The sequence below is a fragment of the Nocardia sp. NPDC003269 genome (assembly GCF_042888005.1).
Lineage (GTDB): Bacteria > Actinomycetota > Actinomycetes > Mycobacteriales > Mycobacteriaceae > Nocardia.
In genome coordinates this window covers 392,383-411,500 of record NZ_JBIAPA010000004.1, presented here as the reverse complement: position 1 = coordinate 411,500, position 19,118 = coordinate 392,383, and the positions used below count along the sequence as shown (strand labels likewise).

Sequence of the window (19,118 nt, the reverse complement as noted above, 5' to 3'; positions counted from 1 at the left end):
CATGACCTCCGGTGCCGCCGAGATCCAACAGCGGATAGCCGTGGATCTCGCAGTAATCCAACAACAATGCGACACCCCGCAGATGTGGACGCACGCCGCGCGGCTCATGACATTGTTCGCAAAAACGTTCCCCGGCTCGGACGGGTCGAAAGCCGTTACGTGGTACCGGATGGCGGCTGAATCCGCCGATCATTCCGGCGACGTTGACACTCGGGTATGGGTACGCGGCCGGGCCGCTATCGCCCTCGGCTACGAAGGTGCCTCACTGCCGATTGCAACGATGTTCGCCGACCAGGCGCTAGCGATAGACGACCGGCCGTCGCTCGGTCGGTTGAATGCGTTGTACGGCAAGGCTCATGCCGCAGCGATCACCGGAGACCATGACACCGCGCGGGCCCTGGATCTCGAGGGCCGCCGCGTGTTCGATCTGGCAGGCTCGGAGGATTCCGAGGCCAGTGACTATGCCGTGCCGTACTGGCGGCTCGGTGTGTTCCGGTCGCTGCTCCGGGCCCGGCTCGGTGACGAATCCGAGGCAATCGAGGCCCAAGACGAAGCGCGCCGGTATCTGCCGCCGACGCTGCCCAGGTTCGCAACCCACCTGGAGATGCACCGAGGGCTAATGCTGGTACGCGCTGGCGATCGTGAGGGCGGCACGGCATACGCCAGGACCGCACTTGACGCGCTGCCACCCGAGAAACATTCTCTGACACTGCGAATGCTCATGGATGAGATCGCACCCCCGGTCCGTTTAGGTGGTGGCTCCGAATCGTCGTGACCAGCCGGGATGCGGCAGCCGGCCAGCTCCGCGGGCAGGCTCCCGGTCCGCTTAGGCTCTCTGCCGGTCTGACTCCGGTAGTCTGGTCCGGCAGCACCCCCCGGCTACGGACCGGGGGGTTCTGTCTTCCTGGTGGACTTCAAAACATGTACCGGATATTTCAGCCAGGTACGCAGATCCGGCTAGTCCGAGATCCTGCCTAGCCACTCCTGGTAGCCGTCCTCGGTGTCGCCGGTGTCGAACAAGTGCCACTCGTGCTTGGAGTGGATCTCCAACCGGAATCCGGCGTCTCGCAACATGTCACGGCGTCCGATCGGGTCCAGCCGGTTCCAAGCCTCTGCGTAGGTCTCTCCGGTGGTCTCGACCTCGTACCGAGGCGGAGTAACCGGCGAAGCCTCTAGGGCCGTCCTCCGGGCGGTGAGCCCCGTCAATCGGTCGATGTACTGCGCCCGGTCCTCGGGCGTGACGATCAACCCAGCGTCGGACTCGTCGCGAAGGCGTTGGATTGCGTCCTTCACACGCTCCAGATCGGCCCGGTTGTCGCTGCCGGGGATCAACACTCGGCGGGTGACCGGTCGCGGGCCGTAGTGGTCTAGAAAGTTCTCTTCAAGGGCACCCAGGACAACGCCGGACTGAACCAGCACCTTGCACCCCCGGTCCGGCTTGTTCGCACAACGGAAGTACCACACGTGGTCTCGCGTCTTCGGCACGTGCTGCGACAACGGACGCTTGCACTTGCCGCAGAACCCGACGCCAAGTATCGGGTTCTCGGAGTTAACCCGCTTCTTGCCCGACACCTTGCGCTTCTGGACTTCCTCCTGGACACGGTCCCACTCGTCATCCGAGAACGTCGGATCTGCCATCTGGATCATGGACCCATCCGCAGTCAGTACCGGGTTCCCGTTCGAATCCACCTTGATGCCTTGCGTGCCGTGGCTGGTGAGAATCCCCAGCAGCGCCGAGTGTGTCCACGGCTCTCGCCGAAGTCGGGGTTTGCCCGACTCGACACGCGATCGCTCCAACGAAGTCAGGACGGCAGACCCCTGACACGGTCCGGGGCACTCTTGGTCCCGCAGAGCGTGAGGGCACTTGTTCAGATGGGCCACAATCGCCGTCAGTGAGTCCCCGGCGAACAACCGGGGTTTGATCTGGTCATGTAGGACCTGCTGTGCTGCCGGGTCCTGGACGATGCACCGGCCCTTGCCCGAAGGGTGCGGCGCGGTCTTGAATCCAAACCGGGGGACTCCGTACGCCCACCGATCGGTCTGCCGGATGATCCGGTGACCGTCCTTGGTTCTGGTGCTGAACCGGTTCAGCTCCAACTGAGCGAAGAACGAACCGATGTACACGAACAACTCCGCCAACATGCCCTCTAGGCCGGGGGAGGGGTTCAGGTAGTTGAGGACTAGACCGTCCTCGGCGAACACGAGGATCTTCTTGTGTTCCTCGCACCACTCCGCCACCTTCAGGAAGTGGCGGGTTGACCGGAACGCACGGTCGATCTTCGAGAACACCAAGATGTCGAACGAGTCTGCGAACTCTTCTTTGAACCAGCGGCCCAGGTCCGGCCGATCGAACGGTGACACCGAGGCGGACACGTCTAGGTCTTCGAACGTCCCGACGACACTGGCCCCCTGCGCGTCGACCCAGTTCCCGCCTGTCTCATGCTGGGCAAGGTGGGAAACCTTGCCTTCGTCCTTCAACACTGACACCCGAGCGCCGACAACGGCGCGCAGTCCCACATAGCTCATGTGGGCAGTATGAACTATGGGACGCTGTATCTCACCGTGAGCTGCTGGCGCAGGCTGGTGGCCGGGGTGGACCGGTCGCTGCATCGGGGCGATCCGGTGATCGCCTACGGTCAGCTGCGCTCGCACGAGTATCGCGGCAAGGACGGCACGGAGCGCCGGGATCTGGAGATGCGCGCGGTCGCCGTCGGCCCTGATCTGGGGCGGTGCAGCGCGTCGGTCGTCCGGCGATCCGACGCGGCGCGCTCCGTTCCGCACGCCGTGCGGAATATTTCGGACCGCCGGGGCGCTGTACCCCCGGTCCCCGCGCAGGACGCGGCCGAGTATGCGCCGACGGTACCCACTGCCGTAGCCTCTACGACCGCGGCGGATTCCCTCCCGGCGCGATCGCCGGTTGCGGTGCCGATCTCCGGTACGCCCGCGCAGGTCGAGGCCTGAGGGTCGCATCCGCGGCACCGGCCCGCTCCGCATCTCATCCCCGTTAACCGCACCGATAGGCTTCCGTATATGGCTGAGTTCATTTATCAGATGATCAAGGTTCGCAAGGCGCACGGCGACAAGGTCATCCTCGACGACGTGACGCTGAACTTCCTGCCCGGCGCCAAGATCGGTGTGGTCGGCCCGAACGGCGCGGGTAAGTCGTCCGTGCTGAAGATCATGGCGGGGCTGGACCGGCCGAACAACGGCGAGGCGTTCCTCGCGCCCGGCGCCACCGTGGGCATCCTCATGCAGGAGCCGCACCTCAACGAGGAGAAGACCGTCCGCGGCAACGTGGAGGAGGGCCTCGGCGAGGTCAAGGTGAAGCTGGATCGCTTCAACGAGATCGCCGAACTGATGGCCACCGACTACTCCGACGAGCTCATGGACGAGATGGGCAAGCTGCAGGAGTTCCTCGACCACGCCGACGCGTGGGATGTCGACTCCCAGCTCGAGCAGGCCATGGACGCGCTGCGCTGCCCGCCGCCGGACGAGCCGGTCACCAACCTCTCCGGTGGTGAGCGCCGTCGCGTCGCGCTGTGCAAGCTGCTGCTGAGCAAGCCCGACCTGCTGCTGCTCGACGAGCCGACCAACCACCTCGACGCCGAGAGCGTGCTGTGGCTCGAGCAGCACCTGGCCGCCTACCCGGGCGCCGTGCTGGCCGTCACCCACGACCGGTACTTCCTCGACAACGTCGCCCAGTGGATCCTCGAACTCGACCGCGGCCGCGCGTACCCGTACGAGGGCAACTACTCCACCTACCTGGAGAAGAAGGCCCAGCGTCTCGAGGTCCAGGGCAAGAAGGACCAGAAGCTGCAGAAGCGCCTCAAGGAGGAGCTGGCCTGGGTGCGCTCCGGCGCCAAGGCCCGGCAGGCCAAGAACAAGGCCCGCCTCGGTCGCTACGAGGAGATGGCCGCGGAGGCCGAGAAGCACCGCAAGTTGGACTTCGAGGAGATCCAGATCCCCGCGGGTCCGCGCCTCGGCGACATCGTGGTCAACGTGTCGAACCTCGACAAGGGCTTCGGCGATCGTCAGCTGATCAAGGATCTGTCCTTCACGCTGCCGCGCAACGGCATCGTCGGCGTGATCGGCCCCAACGGTGTCGGTAAGACCACGCTGTTCAAGACAATCGTCGGGCTGGAGGCGCCGGACAGCGGCGAGGTCAAGGTCGGCGAGACGGTCAAGCTCAGCTACGTCGACCAGAACCGCGCCGGCATCGACCCGAACAAGAACGTCTGGCAGGTCGTCTCCGACGGGCTCGACTTCATCGAGGTCGGCAACCAGGAGATGCCCTCGCGCGCCTACGTCAGCGCGTTCGGCTTCAAGGGTCCGGACCAGCAGAAGCCGGCCGGCGTGCTCTCCGGTGGTGAGCGCAACCGCCTGAACCTGGCGCTGACCCTCAAGCAGGGCGGCAACCTGATCCTGCTCGACGAGCCGACCAACGACCTCGACGTCGAAACCCTCAGCTCGCTGGAGAACGCGCTCGAGCAGTTCCCCGGCTGCGCCGTCGTGATCTCCCACGACCGCTGGTTCCTGGACCGCACCTGCACCCACATCCTGGCGTGGGAGGGCGACAGCGACAACGAAGCCAAGTGGTTCTGGTTCGAGGGCAACTTCGAGGCCTACGAGGCGAACAAGATCGACCGCCTCGGTGCCGAAGCGGCGCGCCCGCACCGCGTGACCCACCGCAAGCTGACTCGCGACTGATCCAGAGTTTGCTGTGGCGGCCCGGCGGAACGATCCTCGATGATCCTCCTGCCGGGCCGTCGGCGTCAGCGCGTGAAAACGACTGGTAGCGACGCCTTCCCCGGCGTTCACCGAACGTTGGCCAAGTTACCGGCGCGGCAAGCTGAAATTCCCTCCGCGTGTCCGTGGAGCCCCGGCTAGTCTCGAATTTGCGTCACCTGAGTTGCGGAATCGAAGCGAACCGAATCCATGGGAGTGGGCGAAACGATGACGGTCTCGTCGGAAATGTCGAGCGCGGCCTGGGCCGCGGGAATCCCGCAGAGTCTGCGCGGTGATCTCGCGACACTCGAGGGGGCGTATTTCCGACACGTCGACGCCGGTGACGCGGACTTCCCGGTCACCGGCATCAACCAGATCTTCCGGCGGCACATGGAATTGGCCGCCGAGCGCCCCGCCGGCACGGCGCTGGTGCGGGTCTACCATCCCGACGACGGGTCGGGCATGGGCGCGGCGGTGCAGCTGGTCACCGACGACATGCCGCTGCTGGTCGAGTCGATCACCGCGGCGCTGGGCCGGATGCAGGTGAGCGTCACCGAGGTCATCCACCCGATCTTCGAGGTCACCCGCGACGAGCACGGCGCGCTGGTCACCGCCGCGCCGCACGAGGTGGACGGCAACGGCGCGACCGGCAAGCCGGAGTCGTGGATGCACCTGCAGCTGCACCCGTCGACCAGCCGGGCCCAGCTCGACCACATCGAACGCACGCTGCCCGAGGTGGTCGCCGACGTCCGTCAGGTCATCGACGACACCGAGGCGATGACCAGGGTGCAGAGCTCGCTGGCCGACCAACTCGACCGCACCGCGGGCTCGGGGTCGGCCCCGTTCCCCGCCACCGATCTGGCCGAATGCGCGGAGCTGCTGCGCTGGCTGTCCCGCGGCAATTTCACCCTGCTCGGCTACGCGCGCTACCGGCGCGACACCGAGCACGGCCACACCGTGTCCACGCAGGTGGCCGGCGCGAGCCTCGGCGTGCTGCGCGCCGACATCGGCACCGACTTCCAGGTCCCGATCAACGGCGGCGACCGTCCGCTGCTGATGCTCACCCAGGGCCTGGTCCGCGCGACCGTGCACCGCTCGGTGTACCCCTACTTCGTCGGTGTCGCCGATGTCGACGACGCGGGTGCCGTGGTCGGCGTGCACCTGTTCATCGGCGTGTTCACCGTCAGCGCGGTGCACGAGAACGTGCTCGACATCCCGGTCATCAACACCAGGGTGCGGACCGCGATCGAGGCCGCCGGGTTCGACAAGGACTCGTTCTCCGGGCAGGCGATGCTCGAGGTGATCGAGTCCTTCCCGCGGACCGAACTCTTCTCCGCCGACACCGAGGCGATGCGCCGCACCGCGGTGGCGGTGCTCGGCGTCGCCCTGCGCAGGCAGGTGCGGCTGTTCCTGCGCAGTGACAGCTACGGCCGTTTCGTAGCCTGCATGGTGTACCTGCCGCGTGATCGCTACACCACGGCCGTGCGGCTGCAGATGCAGGAGATCCTGGTCCGCGAGCTCGGTGGCGCCGACATCGACTACTCGGCGCGGGTGAGCGAAAGCGAGCTCGCCAGTGTGTATTTCACGGTCACGCTGCCCGCCGACGCCACCGCGGCGCCCGACACCTCCGAGGACAACCGGCTGCGCCTGCAGGCCCTGCTGAACGCCGCCAGCCACACCTGGGACGACCGGATCGACGACGCGGTCTCCACCTCCACGGTGCTGGATCCCGCTGTGGTGAAGCGGTATTCGGAGGCGTTCCCGGAAAGCTACAAGGAGGACTTCGGTCCGGCCAGGGCACTGGCCGATGTCGGCAGGCTGGAGCGGCTCACCGAGGGCGGCATCGGTCAGCACCTGTACCGCAAGCCGGAGGCCGCGCCGGGGTCGTGGCGCTTCAGCCTCTACATCGCCGGATCGGGTGTCTCGCTGAGCCAGGTGCTGCCGGTGCTGCAGAGTCTCGGCGTCGAGGTGGTCGACGAGCGGCCCTACCAGCTGGAACTGGAGAGCGGCGCCGAGCGCTGGATCTACGACTTCGGCCTGCAAGCCCGCCCCGAACTGCTGCGCAACGCGCTCGGTGGCGATCTCGACGCCGAACTGCTCGAGCAGGCCACCCACGAGGACGAGCTGCACTCCCGGTTCACCGATGCCTTCGAGGCGGTCTGGTACGGCCGGGCCGAGGCCGACGGCCTCAACGAGCTGGTGCTGCGGGCCGGACTCCCGTGGCGGTCGGTGGCGATCCTGCGCGCGTACGCGAAGTACCTGCAGCAGGCCGGTTTCCCGTACAGCCAGGTGAACATCGCCCGGGTGCTGCTGGCACATCCGGAGGTCGCGCGCGCGTTCGTCGACCTGTTCGCCGCGCGGTTCGATCCGGACACCGTCTCGGCCGAGGTCGCGGTGGAGCTCGAGACGAAGGTCCGCGCCGGTATCGACCAGGTGGTCAGCATGGATGCCGACCGCATCCTGCGCGCCATCCTCGGCCTGATCAAGGCGACGCTGCGCACCAACTACTACGTCGTCGACGCCGAGGACCGTCCGCGCGAGTACCTGTCGTTCAAGGTGGAACCCCGCGAGATCGCCGAATTGCCCAAGCCGCGACCGCAATTCGAGATCTTCGTCTACTCGCCCCGGGTCGAGGGCGTGCACCTGCGGTTCGGGTCGGTGGCGCGTGGTGGGCTGCGCTGGTCGGACCGGCTCGAGGACTTCCGCACCGAGATCCTGGGTCTGGTGAAGGCACAGGCGGTGAAGAACGCGGTGATCGTGCCGGTCGGCGCGAAGGGCGGCTTCGTGGTGAAGAACCCGCCCGCCGCCACCGGTGATCCCGCCGTCGACCGGCAGGCGAGCATCGCCGAGGGTGTCGCCTGCTACCGCACCTTCATCTCCGGCCTGCTCGACGTGACCGACAATGTCGACCTGGCCACCGGCGCCGTATTGCCGCCCGCCCGGGTGGTCCGCCGCGACGGCGACGACACCTACCTGGTCGTCGCCGCCGACAAGGGCACCGCCAGCTTCTCCGACATCGCCAACGACGTGGCCACCCGCTACGGCTTCTGGCTCGGTGACGCGTTCGCCTCCGGCGGCTCGGCCGGCTACGACCACAAGGCCATGGGCATCACCGCCAGGGGCGCGTGGGAAGCGGTCAAGCGGCACTTCCGTGAGATGGGCATCGACACCCAGAGCCAGGACTTCACCGTCGTCGGCGTCGGCGACATGAGCGGTGACGTGTTCGGCAACGGCATGCTGCTCTCACGCCACATCCGCCTGGTCGCCGCGTTCGACCACCGGCACATCTTCCTCGACCCGAACCCCGACGCCGCCACCTCCTACGCCGAACGCGAGCGGCTGTTCGCGCTGCCGCGGTCCTCCTGGGCCGACTACGACCGGTCGCTGATCAGCGCGGGCGGTGGTGTGTTCGAGCGGACCGTGAAGTCGGTGCCGATCTCTCCGCAGGCCCGGCTCGCCCTGGGTCTGCCCGACTCGGTGCAGGCGCTCACGCCGCCGGAACTGGTGCGGGCCATCCTGCTCGCCCCCGTCCAGCTGCTGTGGAACGGTGGCATCGGCACCTACGTCAAGGCCGCGAGCGAATCCAATGCCGAGGTGGGCGACAAGTCCAACGACGCGGTCCGGGTCGACGGTAATCAGTTGCGGGTCAAGGTGATCGGCGAGGGCGGCAACCTGGGTGCCACCGCGCTCGGCCGGATCGAGTTCTGCCGGGGCGGCGGCAAGATGAACACCGACGCGCTGGACAACTCCGCGGGCGTCGACTGCTCCGACCACGAGGTCAACATCAAGGTGCTGCTCGACGGCGTGGTGAGCGCGGGCGCGCTGGCGCCCGCCGACCGCAATCCGCTGCTGGCCTCCATGACCGACGAGGTCGCGCGGATGGTGTTGCAGGACAACGTCGATCAGAACGTGCTGATCGGCATCGCGCGCACCGACGCGCCGCAGATGGTCAGCGTGCACGCCCGCGTCATCGACGATCTCGAGCAGCGGCGCGGCCTGGACCGTGAGCTGGAGGCGCTGCCGACCGACGTCGAGCTGAAGCGGCGCGACGAGGAGGGCCGCGGGCTCACCTCGCCGGAGCTGGCCAACCTGCTCGCGCACGTCAAGCTGGGGCTCAAGGCCGATCTGCTCGACACCGATCTGCCCGACAGCGTCTACTTCGCGCGCAGGCTGCCGCTGTACTTCCCGACGCCGCTGCGCGAGCGGTTCGGCGCCGCGATCAAGAAGCACCGGCTGCGCCGCGAGATCGTCACCACGATGATCGTCAACGAGGTCGTCGACTACGCCGGCATCACCTACGCGCACCGGCTCAACGAGGAGGTCGGCGCCAGCACCTCCGACACCGTGCGCGCGTTCGCCGCGGCCGCCGAGATCTTCGAACTGCACGACGTGTGGGCGCGCATCCGCAGCGCCGACGCGCCCGCCGGGGTGTGCGACCTGCTGGAGCTGGAGTCCAAGCGGACACTGGACCGGGCCTCGCGCTGGCTGCTCAGCAACCGGCCGCAGCCGATCGCGGTCGGTGCGGAGATCAACCGCTACCACCGCCGGGTGCAGGAGCTGGCGCCGCAGGTGCCGGGCTGGCTGCGCGGGCACCACGTCACCTCGCTCACCCAGGGCGCGGCCGAGCTGATCGCCCGTGGCGCGCCGACCGAGCTGGCGACCGAGGTGTTCGGGCTGCTGAGCCTGTACCCGCTGCTCGACATCGTCGACATCGCCGATATCGCCGACCGGGACGGCACCGAGGTGGGCGCGCTGTACTACGCGCTCAACGAGCACCTCAAGATCGACTGGCTGCTCGAGGCGGTCAGCCACCTCGAACGCGGCGACCGCTGGCACGCGCTGGCCCGGCTCGCGCTGCGCGACGACATGTACGGTTCGCTGCGCTCGCTCACCCTCGATGTGCTGTCCGCGGGTGACCCGGAGGAGACGGCCGACGAGAAAATTGCATACTGGGAGTCGAAGAACCAGTCCCGGCTGGGTCGTGCGCGCGCGGCCCTGTCGGAATTGTTCGAGTCCGGGACCCACGACCTCGCCACACTGTCGGTCGCCGCGCGACAGGTGCGGAGCATGGTGAGCGGGGTGGGCGCCCAATCGGAGGTACCACGGTGACGAGCTCGCCGAACACAGCCACGGCCGCGCCGGGGGCGAACCTGGTGTTGCCCCAGCGCTTTCACGCCAAGGTCGAGATCCGCTGGTCGGATATGGACGTGTTCCAGCACGTCAACCACGCGCGGATGGTGACCCTGCTGGAAGAGGCCAGGATTCCGTGGCTGTTCGACGAGGACAAGCCGACGGCGTCGATGGGGCGGCAGGGCTGTGTACTGGTCGACCTGCATGTGAAGTACCGGGGCCAGTTGCGGCACGAGGACACCCCGCTCGACATCGCCATGTGGGTCAAGCAGTTGCGGGCGGTCGATTTCACGATCGGCTACGAGGTGCGCGCCAGCGGCGCCGCCCCGGATTCGACGCCCGCGGTCACCGCCACCACCCAGCTCGCCGCGTTCGACATCGAGACCCAGCGGTTGCGCAGGCTCAGCGACACCGAACGCGACTACCTGGCCCTGTGGCGGGCCTGACGTCCGTGAGCTCCGAACAGCGGGTGCTGCACGCGCCCGATCCGGCCGAACGCGAGAACCTGGCCACCTTCCTCACCCGGGCCACCAGGCTCGACCCCGCCGCCGTGGTCCGGTTGCGGCGGCGGGGTTCCAGCCTCGTCTCCGCGTGGGTCGCAACGGGTTTCGAGACGCTCGCGGTGCGCACCGTGACCGCCGAGCTCGGCGTCGACGATGTCACCGTCGGCGCCGACACGGTGCTGGCGGGGCTGCGCACCGGTCATCCGATCGACCTCGGCTACTCGATGGACTCGGCCTGGCGCGGCGCGCTGCCACCCGCCGAAGGCTTCACCCACGTCGACGACGTCCCGGCCCGGGCCCTCGTCGAGCTGGCCGAGCGCGGTGCCGACCTGGCCCGCGAGCACGGCGGTGCCCACGGCCCGCCCGCCTCGCTGCTCGACCAGTCGGTGCTCACCGTCACCGGCGCGGACGATCTCGCGGTCGAGGTCCCGATGCGGGTGGTCTTCGCCCTCACCGCCATGGATTTCATCCCGCACGCGGGGGAGAAGGCCGAATCGCGCCGGATCCAGCCCACGGAACTGGTCCGGGTCCGCGCCACCCGCACCTGGCTGCGCCTCGACGCCCGCTACGGTTCGGTCGCGCGTCGCCTCGGCGGCGGAATCCCGTTGTCGCCCAGCTGACGTCCGCCCGGTCCGCCGCGGTCGGGGGAATCGCGGGCCCGCGACGGATCAGACGCCGGTGGTGCCGTCGATGCGCTCGCGAAGGAGATCCGCGTGGCCGCAGTGGCGCGCGTACTCGGCGATCATGTGCGTGTAGATCCAGCGCAGACTGACCCGGTCATCCAGGAACGGACTGGTGTCGTCCAGCTCGCGCGCGGCGCAGTTGCGGCGGGCCTGGGCGATCTCGTCGTGCCAGATCGCGACAGCCTTGTCGTAGGACGAGTCGTCGGTGAGGTCGAACCCGCCGTCGTGCCCCGCGGTGTCGGCGGTCGGGTCGTAGATCGGCGGCGCCTGCTCCCCGGCGAGGACCCGGCGGAACCAGTTCCGTTCCACCTCGGCCATGTGCTGGAGCAGACCGAGCAGTGTCAGCGCCGACGGCGCGGCGGCGATCCGCAACTGGTCGTCGTCGAGTCCCTGACACTTGAGCGCCAGCGTCGCGCGATAGAAGTCGAGCCACGCCTCCGCGGTCGTGCGCTCATCGGCATCCAGGGGCGGCATCGGCCGTTCGATGGTGGTCACGGCCGACATGGTGCCAGTCCGGTCGGACATCATTTCCGTGTCGACAATGCGCCGCCGAGTGAAGCGGCGGTCGCCGCCGCCGGATCCGGCGCACGGCATCCGCGAGCACCCCTCCATCGCGGCGCCCGGTGAGGTCAGCCGGGCGGCGTGGCCCGGTGCGATGAGGACGCCGGTGGGCACCCGAGTGCACCCCGCCGTCGCGGGGCCCGGTGGTGTTCACCTGGGTGGCGTGGCCGGGTGCGATGAGGACGTCGGCGGGCACCCGAGGCGTACAGTACGCCGCGTCGTCGACAAGCTGCTGCACGCGCCGACGGTGCGCGGGCGACGGCGCGCTGGCCATGTCCCAGGTGCACCCTGCCGTCGCGGGGCCCGGTGGTGTTCACCTGGGTGGCGTGGCTGGGTGCGACTAGGTCGTCGGTGGACACCCGAATGCACCCTGCCGTCGCGGTGCTCGGTGGGGTCACCCGGGCGGTGTTGCCCGGTGCGACGACCAGGTCGGTGGACGACCGCGAGGCGACGCGTCGCGAGCGGTGGCACCGGGTGGTGAGCCGGGTCAGTGCACGCCAGCCAGGCGCAGGAGTGCCGTGGTCGCCGCGGCGGCGATCACGGTGACCAGCAGGGGAGCGCGACGCCAAGCGAGGATGCCGCCGACGCCGACTCCGGCGGGCAGTGCGATGCCCAGCTCACCGGAGCCGGTCGGGAGGGTGGCGGTCGCGACCAGCGCCGCGAGCAGGATCAGGGCGCCGGTGTCGAGCAGGTGGATCATCCTGGGCGACAAGCGGAGTCGATGCCGCAGGGCGGGGCCGGTCCAGCGCAGTGCGTAGGTGCCGACGGCGAGGGCGAGCATCGCGGGGAGCAGGTACGGGGTGTTCACGCGCCACACCGCCGTGCAGAGGTGGTGATCGCGGTGGGTACGGCCCGCGCACCCTGCCGCGGAGCGGTGGCGACCGCGATGGGTACAGCCCGCGGCGACGGTGCTTGCCGGGTGGCCATCGCTCGGGCCGGGGTTGGCGGTGGGCCCGGTGGAGTGGTCGGGGTCAGCATGGTTGCGCCGTCGGGGTGATGGTCTTCTCCGGTGGGCGCAGCGCGAACACCAGGCCGAGCAGGGCGATCAGCACCGGCAGTCCGGCGGGCACGAACGGGGCGGCGACCACGGCGAGAGCCGCGCCGACCAGGACCGGGCGCAGGGTGGCGCGGTCGCGCAGGGCGGGCAGGATGAGCGCGAGCAGGATGACCGGGAAGACCGCGTCGAGGCCGAGGGCCGAGGTGTCGGGGACGAGCGAACCGAGGGCGGCGCCGATGCTCGCGCCGAGCGGCCAGCTCAGGGCGACGCCGATGCCGCAGGCCCAGTAGGCGGCGCGCTTGCGTTCCTGGTCACCGGGCGCGGTCGCGAACGCGACCGACTCGTCGTTGAGCACGTGGATGCCGAGCACCCGCTGCCAGCCCCGGCCGAACACCTCCGGCGCGGACAGGCCGTACGGCAGGTGCCTGGCGTTGAGCAGCAGTCCGGCGACCACGGCGGCGAGCGGGCTGCCACCGGCCGCGACGATGCCGAAGAACAGCAGTTCGGACCCGCCGGCCAGCACGGTCACCGCCATCACGATCGGCATCCAGACCGGGAATCCGGCCGCGATCGTCGACGCGCCGTAGGACACGCCGAAGAGACCGACGGCCAGGCAGGCCGCGGCCACGGCGGTGAGGGTTCGCCGATCGAGTGTTCGCCATATCGAACGCATGTTTCTCATAATGAACGGGCCGGGTGGGTAAAGTCAACGCGACATCGCCAGCTCCCAGGAGGCGTAGATGGACCGGCAGGACCCGGTGACCGGACCACCCCAAGCGGTGATCGCGGCGTCGCTGCGCCGCGAACGCGCACGCGCGGGTTTGTCGCTGACCGAGGTCGCGAGCCGGGCCGGCGTCGCGAAATCCACTCTGTCCCAACTGGAATCGGGCACCGGCAATCCCAGCCTGGAAACCCTGTGGGCGCTGTGTGTCGCGCTGGAGATGCCGTTCTCGCGGCTGCTGGACCCGCCCCGGCCCAATGTCCAGGTGATCCGCGCCGACGAAGGCGCGCCGGTGCCGTCGGCCGACGCGGACTATCGAGTGACGTTGCTCGCAGCTGGTCAGTCACACACCCGCTGCGATGTCTACCGGGTCGCGGCCGAGCCCGGCCACACCCGCCGCTCCGACCCGCACAACCCGGGCGTGGTCGAGCACGTGGTGCTGGCCGCCGGGCGCGCGCTGGTCGGCCCGGCGGACGAGCCCATCGAGATCGGCCCCGGCGACTACGTCCGCTACCTGGGCGACCTTCCGCACATCTTCGAGGCGCTCGAGCCGGGGACCTGGGCCTCGATGGTCATCGAGAGCCCCTGAGTCAGGCGGCTCCTTCGCCGAGGTACTGCAACCAGATCGGATCCAGGTCGGCGGTGGTGGACAGCAGCCGCCAGTGCGGGCCCTTGGGGGAGACCAGGGGATGGCGCAGCGTCCAGCCGAGCTCGGTGAGCATCTTGTCGGCCTTGCGGTGGTTGCAGGGGGCGCAGCTGGCGACGCAGTTCTCCCACGAGTGCTCGCCGCCGCGGCTGCGCGGGATCACGTGGTCGATGGTCTCGGCCTTGCCGCCGCAGTATCCGCAGCGATAGCGGTCGCGGTGCATGAGCGCGGCACGGGTCATCGGCACCCGGGCGCGATAGGGCACGCGCACATAGGTGCGCAACCGGATGACGGAGGGAATCGCCACTTCGGCACCCGCCGAATGCAGGACCGGGGCTTCGGGGTTGTCGTGAACGGCGTCGGCTTTGGCGCAGATCAGCAGGACGACAGCACGGCGCGCGGACAGCGCGGTGAGCGGCTCGTAGGTGGCGTTGAGGAGGAGGACCCGGCGTTTGCGCCATGCGGCGGCGTCGTGGTCTCCGGCAAGGTGCAATGGCGCGGGGTGATGCGGCAGGTCGTGATGACCGTGTGCGCCCGGATGGTGATCGGACAAGATGTGCAGCGGAATGGCCCCCGAGCCACGATTGTGGACGTCGGCGGGCTGGAGTTGTCGGTGCGCGCGCGCCTCGTGTGACCGGGCGCCTGGTCGCTGCTTCATCTTGACCTCAATTTCATGATTGGCAGGATCATGTGGTATCTGGGGCCGATACTGCCCCCCAGTTGACCATGGTTCCGCCGGTATTGCACGGCTATTTTTCAAACTTCCGGGTGAACTGTGGTTGAAGGGCCGCGCGTTCGTGACCGCGGCTGCCGCCCGGCCGCCCGCCGGGCCATCGGGGCACAATGGAGGCCGTGACTTCAGGTGAGCAGACAACGACCTCGTTCTACGAAGCGGTGGGTGGCGCCGAGACGTTCCGCCGCATCGTGTCCGTGTTCTATCGCGAGGTCGCTGCCGACGAGATCCTGCGCCCGCTGTACCCGGAGGAGGACCTCGGCCCGGCCGAGCGCCGACTGCGGATGTTCCTCGAGCAGTACTGGGGTGGTCCGCGCACCTACTCCGACGAGCGCGGGCACCCGCGGCTGCGGATGCGGCACCACCCGTTCGTCGTCGGCCCGCTCGAGCGCGACGCCTGGATGCGGTGCATGACCATCGCGGTCGGCGAGATCGAGCCGTCGATCCTGGACGACGCGCACCGCAAGCAGCTGATGGACTACTTCCAGATGGCGGCCGCCTCGCTGCAGAACGCGCCCGGCTGAGGGTGAGGGTGCCCCGCGTTCGCTGATGACCGGCAGGTGGCGCCGCGGTTTCGGCTCGATGCCGAGGTTTACCCCGGTGTTTCGCCCCGGCGTGGCGAACGCTGGCGATTTGCCAGATTCGCAGAAAGTCTCGTGCCGTAGGAATATCCCGGGCAATCTTTGGCAATATTGCGGTTGTGACACAGACACCTGCCTCGCCGGTGCCGGGGGAAAACAGCACCGCTCCGTGGTGGACAACCGCCGTGTTCTATCAGGTCTACCCACGCTCGTTCGCCGACTCCGACGGTGACGGTGTCGGCGACCTGGGCGGCGTTCGCGAGAAGATGGGCTACCTGGAGTTACTGGGCGTCGACGCGCTGTGGATCTGTCCGGTGATGCGCTCGCCGCAGGCCGACGGCGGCTACGACGTGGCCGACCCGCGCGACATCGACCCCCTGTTCGGCGGGCTGGCCGCCTTCGACGAGCTGATCGCCGAGGCGCACGACCGCGAGATCAAGGTGACGATGGACCTGGTGCCCAACCACACCAGCGTCGAGCACCCGTGGTTCGCCGCGGCGCTGGAGGCGTCACCGGGCAGCCCCGAGCGGGCCCGCTATCTGTTCCGCGACGGCCGCGGCCCCGACGGCGCCGAGCCGCCGAACAACTGGCCGAGCATCTTCGGCGGCCCGGCCTGGACCAGGGTCACCGAGCCGGACGGCACGCCGGGCCAGTGGTACCTGCACATCTTCGCGCCCGAACAGCCGGACCTGAACTGGGAGAATCCCGAGGTCGCCGCCGATTTCGAGAAGACGCTGCGGTTCTGGCTCGACCGCGGGGTCGACGGCTTCCGCCTCGATGTCGCGCACGGGATGGCCAAGCCCGACGGGCTGCCCGACATGGCGAAGGTCGAGACCAAGATGCTGGTCCACGACGACGACGATCCCCGCTTCAACAATCCCGGCGTGCACGCCATCCACCGCCGCATCCGCACGGTGCTCGACGACTACCCGCACGCGGTGTCGATCGGCGAGGTGTGGGTCGACGACAACACCCGCTTCGGCGAGTACGTGCGCCCGGACGAACTGCACCTGGCGTTCAACTTCCGGCTGGCCGAGACCCCCTTCACCGCCGAGGGCGTGCGCGCGGCGATCACGCACTCGCTCGACGCGGTGAGCGGCGTCGGTGCCCCGCCGACCTGGACGCTGTCGAATCACGACATCGAACGCGAGGTCACCCGCTACGGCGACGGCCGGACCGGGGTGGCGCGGGCACGGGCGATGATGATGGTCGAGCTGGCCCTGCCCGGCGCGGTCTTCGTCTACAACGGCGCCGAACTCGGCCTGCCCAATGTCGACGATCTGCCCGAGGACGCGCTGCGGGACCCGGTGTGGGAGCGCTCCGGCCACACCGAACGCGGGCGCGACGGCTGCCGGGTACCGCTCCCGTGGGAGGGTGCGGCCACCCCGTTCGGCTTCACCACGGGCACCCCGTGGCTGCCGATCCCCGCCGACTGGGCCGACCGCACGGTGGAAGCCCAGCTGGAGACCCTGCATTCGACCCTGTCGCTGTACCGGCTGGCGATCGACCTGCGTGGCACGCGACCGGAATTCGCGGGCGACCGGATCGAGTGGTACGGCAGCCCGGACGGGTGCCTGGCCTTCCGCAGGCCCGGGGGACTGATCTGCGTCCTCAACGCCTCCGACGGGCCGATCCAGCTGCCGCCGGGGGAGGTGTTGCTGGCCAGCGCCCCGGTCGCGGACGACCGCCTGCCCGCGAACGCGGCGGCCTGGCTGGTCTGAGGAGGGTGGACACGCGGTTTCGGGAGTGCCGGAGGATGAACTACTACACAGCATCGTCTACCGTTGGTCCGTGAGCATTCTCGAGACAGTGCTGATCTTCGTCGGCATCCCGGCCGCGATCTACTTCGCGATCGCGGGTTTGTCCTATCTCGGTAAGCCATTCCCCGGCGAGAAGCCGGCCCACTTCGCGCTCGGGCAGAAGTGGACCCACCAGCCGGTGCTGTGGAGTGCTACCGATGAGGTGACCGCCGCGGCGGGTCACCACACCGCCGAGTCGCATGGCAGCCATGCGGCTCTCGACGCCGCGAACGCGGAGCTGATCGGAGGCCGGGCAAGTGGCAAGTTCTAATTGGCCTGCGGTGGTCGAAGCCGACCTGCCGCACGGATTCGCGCTGACCAGCAGCGGCCGCGTCTCGGGCGTGCACGAGCCGGGCACCGTCTTCGACGAGGTGCCGTTCACCGACCGTGAGCGCATCATGCTCGACAACGCGCTCACCGAGGCGACCCGCGCGACCAAGGTTCGCTTCAACATCTACCTCGGCGATCTCGGCAACGACCCGGCGGCCGGCGCCGACGCGGTCCTGCCGAACACCCCCGAGGCGGCCGACTCGGTGCTCATCGCGGTCTCGCCGAACCAGCACGCCATCGAGGTGCGCTCCGGCGCCAACGTCGCCGAGCGTGCCAACGATCGCATCTGCCAGCTGGGCGTCACCGCCGCGCTGGCGTCGTTCCGTCAGGGCAACCTGATCGACGGCCTGATCTCCGCCGTCCGCGTGATGGCCGCGGCCATCGGCCGCTAGTTCGTTCTCCGCCGAACGGCGCGTTCACCTTCGGGTGAACGCGCCGTTCGTGTTTCCCGGCCCGGCGGCCCGCCGGAAGGTGTCCGGGCTCTGGCCGGTCCAGCGCTGGAAGGAGCGGCGCAGGGTCCGCGCGTCGCTGTAGCCGAGGCGGGCGGCGATGGACTGGACGGGGAGGTCGGACTCGCGCAGGAGCGCTTCGGCGCGCTCGCGGCGGGCGGCGTCGACTTCGTCGCGCCAGGTGGTGCCCGCCTCGGCGAGCCTGCGCTGGAAGGTGCGGGGGCTGGCGGCGAAGCGGGCCGCGACGGCGGGGAGTTCGAGCTCGCCCGCGGCGAGTTCGTCGAGGATCGCGGCGCGCAGCGCTTCCCGGTAGGTGGGGACGGGACCGGAGTTGGCGAGGGCGAGCTCGGCGTGCCGCCGCACCAGGGCGCCCAGTTGCGGGTCGGTGCCGGTGGGCAGCGCGGCGACGTCGAGGAAGGTCAGCTGGGCGCGTGGGGCGCCGAAGTCGATCCGCCGGGTGCCGAAGACGTCGACGAGATGCTGCCGGGTGGCGGGCGCGCGCCGGCTGAGCGCGACGTGCACCGGCGTGATCGCCGTGCGCGTGGCCTCGCGCATCCGCCGCAGCACCGTCGTCAGGACGAAGTCCTCGACCGGAGCCAGCAGCGGATCCGGCTCGATCGCGTCGAACCGCAGGACCAGGAGTCCGCCGTCCTCGCGCACGGTCCAGCCGACGCCCGGATCGGTGACCAGTGCCCGCAGATCGAACGCGGCGCGGACGCTCTCGGCCAGGGTGGGCGCGCTGGTGAACAGGTAGTCCCATTCGAGCAGCTGTCCGCGCTCGGCGGCCGCGCCCGCGCGCAGCCCGGCGCCGGGACCGCCGACCGCGTGGACGAGTTCCCAGATGCGCCAGGTCGATTCGGTGGGGATGCGGGACAGTCCGTCGGCGATGCCCGCGGGGTCGGGGCCGGGCAGATGCCGCAGCTCGGCCTCGGTGACCCCGACCTCCCGCGCGGTCGCCCGGATCAGCCGGGCGGTGCGTACCGGGATGGTGCTGTCGATCACCAGCGGATGCTAGTCCACGGCGGTCGTGGCGCCCCAACCGAATTTCCGGCCGGACGGGCTGGCGCGGAAAGTCCGCTGCGCGGCGTCGGCGGTCCGCCGACGTGACCCCGCCCGCGCCGTAGGTTCTGAGTACGCCGCGAAGGCGTTCTGTCGCGCATCCGAAAGTTTTTCCCCGAACCGGGAATCAAACACCTCCGGTCTAACCTTCTATCTGTTGTTAGATGGTTAGAGCGATGGCAGCCATCCTCACGAACCGGA

Annotated in this window: 17 protein-coding genes; 11 read left to right on the top strand and 6 right to left on the bottom strand. The window is 69.2% G+C overall.

The window, feature by feature from the left end; genetic code table 11:
- Nucleotide 1: 1 nt before the first annotated feature.
- The gene (locus ACFYWJ_RS30175; protein ID WP_355277190.1) at nt 2-775 is read left to right on the top strand and encodes a DNA-binding protein; all 774 of its coding nucleotides are present in this window, start codon (nt 2-4) and stop codon (nt 773-775) included.
- Between the two features lie 182 nt (nt 776-957).
- Here ACFYWJ_RS30175 and ACFYWJ_RS30170 read toward each other — a convergent pair whose 3' ends face one another.
- Complete coding sequence (locus ACFYWJ_RS30170) at nt 958-2,526, bottom strand: recombinase family protein (protein ID WP_355276961.1); 1,569 nt, start codon at nt 2,524-2,526, stop codon at nt 958-960.
- 9 nt (nt 2,527-2,535) lie between these two features.
- Here ACFYWJ_RS30170 and ACFYWJ_RS30165 point away from each other — a divergent pair, with 9 nt between their 5' ends.
- The 5 genes from ACFYWJ_RS30165 to ACFYWJ_RS30145 all read left to right on the top strand — a co-directional run bounded on the left by ACFYWJ_RS30165 (nt 2,536) and on the right by ACFYWJ_RS30145 (nt 10,978).
- Complete coding sequence (locus ACFYWJ_RS30165) at nt 2,536-2,961, top strand: hypothetical protein (RefSeq protein WP_387162915.1); 426 nt, start codon at nt 2,536-2,538, stop codon at nt 2,959-2,961.
- A 69-nt stretch (nt 2,962-3,030) separates the two neighbouring features.
- A complete protein-coding gene (gene ettA, locus ACFYWJ_RS30160; RefSeq protein ID WP_355276963.1) occupies nt 3,031-4,707 on the top strand; it encodes an energy-dependent translational throttle protein EttA in 1,677 nt (558 codons plus the stop codon).
- A gap of 246 nt (nt 4,708-4,953) precedes the next feature.
- Nucleotides 4,954-9,834, top strand: coding sequence for an NAD-glutamate dehydrogenase (locus tag ACFYWJ_RS30155; RefSeq protein WP_355276965.1), 4,881 nt, complete (start codon nt 4,954-4,956; stop codon nt 9,832-9,834).
- A 41-nt stretch (nt 9,835-9,875) separates the two neighbouring features.
- On the top strand, nt 9,876-10,301 hold the full coding sequence (locus ACFYWJ_RS30150; RefSeq protein ID WP_355277193.1) for a thioesterase family protein: 426 nt from the start codon (nt 9,876-9,878) through the stop codon (nt 10,299-10,301).
- Between the two features lie 5 nt (nt 10,302-10,306).
- Nucleotides 10,307-10,978 carry a hypothetical protein gene (locus ACFYWJ_RS30145; RefSeq protein ID WP_355276968.1) on the top strand — a complete coding sequence of 224 codons (672 nt, stop codon included), beginning with the start codon at nt 10,307-10,309 and terminating at the stop codon, nt 10,976-10,978.
- A 48-nt stretch (nt 10,979-11,026) separates the two neighbouring features.
- On the opposite strand, the gene ACFYWJ_RS30140 is transcribed toward ACFYWJ_RS30145, so the two are convergent.
- From ACFYWJ_RS30140 to ACFYWJ_RS30130, 3 genes are all read right to left on the bottom strand, one after another.
- The gene (locus tag ACFYWJ_RS30140) at nt 11,027-11,536 is read right to left on the bottom strand and encodes a DinB family protein (RefSeq protein WP_355276971.1); all 510 of its coding nucleotides are present in this window, start codon (nt 11,534-11,536) and stop codon (nt 11,027-11,029) included.
- Between the two features lie 553 nt (nt 11,537-12,089).
- A complete protein-coding gene (locus tag ACFYWJ_RS30135) occupies nt 12,090-12,410 on the bottom strand; it encodes an AzlD domain-containing protein (RefSeq protein ID WP_355276973.1) in 321 nt (106 codons plus the stop codon).
- A gap of 163 nt (nt 12,411-12,573) precedes the next feature.
- Nucleotides 12,574-13,272, bottom strand: coding sequence for an AzlC family ABC transporter permease (locus ACFYWJ_RS30130; RefSeq protein WP_355276976.1), 699 nt, complete (start codon nt 13,270-13,272; stop codon nt 12,574-12,576).
- A gap of 67 nt (nt 13,273-13,339) precedes the next feature.
- On the opposite strand from ACFYWJ_RS30130, the gene ACFYWJ_RS30125 reads away from it, so the two are divergent.
- Nucleotides 13,340-13,909: an XRE family transcriptional regulator gene (locus tag ACFYWJ_RS30125; protein WP_355276977.1), complete on the top strand. Its 570-nt coding sequence runs from the start codon at nt 13,340-13,342 to the stop codon at nt 13,907-13,909.
- A gap of 1 nt (nt 13,910) precedes the next feature.
- Here the strand turns inward: ACFYWJ_RS30125 and ACFYWJ_RS30120 are convergent, their stop codons facing one another.
- Nucleotides 13,911-14,624: an HNH endonuclease gene (locus ACFYWJ_RS30120; protein WP_255588610.1), complete on the bottom strand. Its 714-nt coding sequence runs from the start codon at nt 14,622-14,624 to the stop codon at nt 13,911-13,913.
- 185 nt (nt 14,625-14,809) lie between these two features.
- Between ACFYWJ_RS30120 and ACFYWJ_RS30115 the strand changes: the two genes are divergently transcribed.
- From ACFYWJ_RS30115 to ACFYWJ_RS30100, 4 genes are all read left to right on the top strand, one after another.
- A complete protein-coding gene (locus ACFYWJ_RS30115; protein ID WP_355276981.1) occupies nt 14,810-15,223 on the top strand; it encodes a globin in 414 nt (137 codons plus the stop codon).
- 176 nt (nt 15,224-15,399) lie between these two features.
- Entirely contained in the window at nt 15,400-17,001 is a 1,602-nt protein-coding gene (locus ACFYWJ_RS30110) for a glycoside hydrolase family 13 protein (RefSeq protein WP_355276984.1), read from the top strand.
- Between the two features lie 70 nt (nt 17,002-17,071).
- Nucleotides 17,072-17,350, top strand: a complete 279-nt coding sequence (locus ACFYWJ_RS30105; protein ID WP_355276987.1) for a hypothetical protein — start codon at nt 17,072-17,074, stop codon at nt 17,348-17,350.
- Nucleotides 17,337-17,801, top strand: a complete 465-nt coding sequence (locus tag ACFYWJ_RS30100; protein ID WP_355276990.1) for a DUF5130 domain-containing protein — start codon at nt 17,337-17,339, stop codon at nt 17,799-17,801. Before ACFYWJ_RS30105 ends, ACFYWJ_RS30100 begins: the two co-directional genes overlap by 14 nt.
- A gap of 24 nt (nt 17,802-17,825) precedes the next feature.
- Here the strand turns inward: ACFYWJ_RS30100 and ACFYWJ_RS30095 are convergent, their stop codons facing one another.
- Nucleotides 17,826-18,860 carry a helix-turn-helix domain-containing protein gene (locus ACFYWJ_RS30095; RefSeq protein WP_355276992.1) on the bottom strand — a complete coding sequence of 345 codons (1,035 nt, stop codon included), beginning with the start codon at nt 18,858-18,860 and terminating at the stop codon, nt 17,826-17,828.
- Between the last annotated feature and the right edge of the window lie 258 nt (nt 18,861-19,118).